Source organism: Pedobacter sp. MC2016-24 (assembly GCF_015223055.1).
GTDB lineage: Bacteria > Bacteroidota > Bacteroidia > Sphingobacteriales > Sphingobacteriaceae > Pedobacter.
The window spans coordinates 1-2,749 of the sequence record NZ_JADFBX010000032.1 but is presented as its reverse complement, the minus strand read 5'-3'; the positions used below and the strand labels follow the sequence as shown (position 1 = coordinate 2,749).

General features: G+C 42.5%; 2 protein-coding genes. Both read left to right on the top strand.

The features are described from left to right. The first annotated feature begins 301 nt into the window (after positions 1-301). Positions 302-1,852 carry an IS21 family transposase gene (gene istA / locus IM797_RS28085; protein ID WP_228099182.1) on the top strand — a complete coding sequence of 517 codons (1,551 nt, stop codon included), beginning with the start codon at positions 302-304 and terminating at the stop codon, positions 1,850-1,852. A 43-nt stretch (positions 1,853-1,895) separates the two neighbouring features. Next, complete coding sequence (gene istB / locus IM797_RS28080) at positions 1,896-2,621, top strand: IS21-like element helper ATPase IstB (RefSeq protein ID WP_194130548.1); 726 nt, start codon at positions 1,896-1,898, stop codon at positions 2,619-2,621. Positions 2,622-2,749: the final 128 nt, after the last annotated feature.

The following is a 2,749-nucleotide window of genomic DNA, read 5'->3' as shown; positions in this document are numbered from 1 at the left end:
TGCATATTCCGCTCTATAGTTTACCAGGGTTCCGCTGCATAGTTTACCACCCGTTCCGCTACAAATTTTACCACTGTTCCGAAGGAAACTTTACCAGGTATTCCACTGCAAACCTTACCAGGTTTTCCGGAGCAAAGTTTACCATTGTACAAGAATTCGAGCCTTTAAAAGGCTGACATTCCGACACAAAGGTTACCACTTATTCCGCTACAAAGGTTACCACTTTATGTGTGTTTACACGTCTTGCGAATAGATTTGATCATAGATCAATTTTATCGAGATGGCGAACAAACCACTAAGTATGCAAAAAGTACGACAAATATTACTTTTCCTCAAACGCGGCTATTCTGAAAGAGAGATAGTAAAACAAACAAAGGTATCGCGCCCTACTGTTCACCTCTATTCCATATTATTTAAAGCAACAGGAAGGGATTATGACGAGCTTTTGAGCCTAAAGGATCCAGAACTGGATGCTATATTCAGTAAAACAAAGCCTGCTAAAACAGAACCTGAAGACCCCCGCAAAGCTCATTTCCTTGATCAGCTTTCTTACTTTATTCTAGAACTTAAACGTGTGGGGGTAACAAGATATCTTTTGTGGCAGGAATATCTGGAACTCTATCCGGGTGGTTTCCAATATTCCCGGTTTTGTGAGCTACTGGATATTGAAATGGCCGCCCGTAAACCAGCCATGCATCTAGAACATAACCCCGGTGAACTACTGGAAATTGATTTTGCTGGCTCAAAGCTGCATTATATCAATGAAGAAGGCGAGATCATTGAATGCCCGGTATTGATTGCGGTATTGCCCTTTAGTGGGTATTCCTTTGTACAGGCACTACCCAATGCCTCCTTGCCTTACCTAATCAATGCACTGAATGCCTTGCTGGAATATTTTCAGGGAGTACCTATGAATGCAATCTCTGACAACATGAAACAATGGGTAACCAGGACTTGCAAATATGAACCGACATTTCCTGAGATGCTCGAGCAATGGGCTTTGCATAACAGGATCGGATTATTGGCTACAAGACCTGGATCACCAAAAGATAAACCTTCAGTTGAGAACAATGTACTGATTACTTACCGTCGAGTCTTTGCTTTATTACGCAATGATACTTTCCGTAGTCTAGATCAACTTAATCAGGGTATTCTTGGCAAACTTGACCTTCATCACAAGCAGAACTTTCAAAAGAAAAGCTACAGTCGGCAGGAGCTGTTTGATGCTGAAGAAAAGCCCCGCTTGCATACTTTGCCACAAACAGCTTATCAGATCCGTCATTATACCAGGGCCAAAGTGCAGAAGAACTATCATGTGGTATTGGGGGAAGACTGGCATTTCTACAGTGTTCCATTCAGCTATCTTGGCAAAGAAGTTAACCTGGTTTATTGCAGCGATCATGTCGAAGTGTATCATGAGCTCCAGCGTATAGCTATCCATACCCGAAGCTTTAAAAAGCATGGTTATAGCACTTTATTAGATCATATGCCTGAAAATCACAGAAAGATTGCCGAGCGCCGTGGCTGGAATCCGGAATACTACTTAAAAAAGGCACTGGAAAATGGGTCGAATACCCATGAATTTTTTAATCAGCTCATGGAAAGTAAGATCACTATTCACCAGGCTTACGGTTCCTGTTTGGGCATTTTACGCCTGATCAGTTCCTTTGGTGGCCATCGTGTAGAGGCAGCATGCAAAAGGGCACTAAGGGGGAAGAAATACAATTATGGTGTGATAAAAACCATTCTACAGAATAACATGGATCTGCATGAAGATGCTCCCACAGCCCATTCTCCCATACCATTGCATAACAATCTGCGTGGTCCCGATGCCTACAATAATATCAACTGATTAATACCAGACATCTTTATACATTTTTATAACATAAATAACCATGAATAAAAACACTACAGTAGAACAACTAAGTATCTTAAAACTCACAGGCATGGCCAAGCGTTATCAGGCTACCCTGAACCTGCCAAGCCATCAGCAGGAAGATGCGCATTCACTTATTGCTATGCTTTGCCAGGCAGAGATTGAATACAGGAACCACCAGCGTACGGAAAGACTTTTGAAAAACAGCAGGTTGCGCTACCACGCCCTGCTGGAAGAAATTATCTGCAAGCCTGAAAGAGGATTGACCAGGGAAATGCTTTTACGGCTCTCTGATGGAATGTTCATCACTAAAGGTGAAAATGTACTGATCACTGGTGTAACAGGCACAGGCAAAAGCTATTTGGCCTGTGCCTTGGGGCGTAGTGCCTGCCTGATGGGACATAAGGTGATGTACCTGGCCATGAATAAATTTCTGGAAGCTATTGCCCAGGCAAGGATTGACGGTACCTACTTAAAATGGATTAAACACATTGCAGCACATGCAGTGGTGATATTAGATGATTTCGGCTTGAAGCCGCTTTCTCATGATGCAAAACTAGCCCTGCTGGATATATTGGAAGACCGCTACGGAAACGGAACTACCATTATTACTTCTCAGCTGCCGCTGGATAAATGGTATGAGTTTATCAATGAGCCCACAATTGCTGATGCAGCATTAGACAGATTGACAGCTTCTGCACATAAAGTTGATCTTTTGGGCGGTTCTTTGAGAAGAAGAAAATAAATCCTATTATTGAAAAATATTACACACACTCGAAGTGTTGTAAACCAGTAGCCACTGGTAAGGTTTCGTCCGGAATAAGTGGTAAACTTTCATCGCGGAACGCTGGTAAACTTTCCCCGGAATATGCA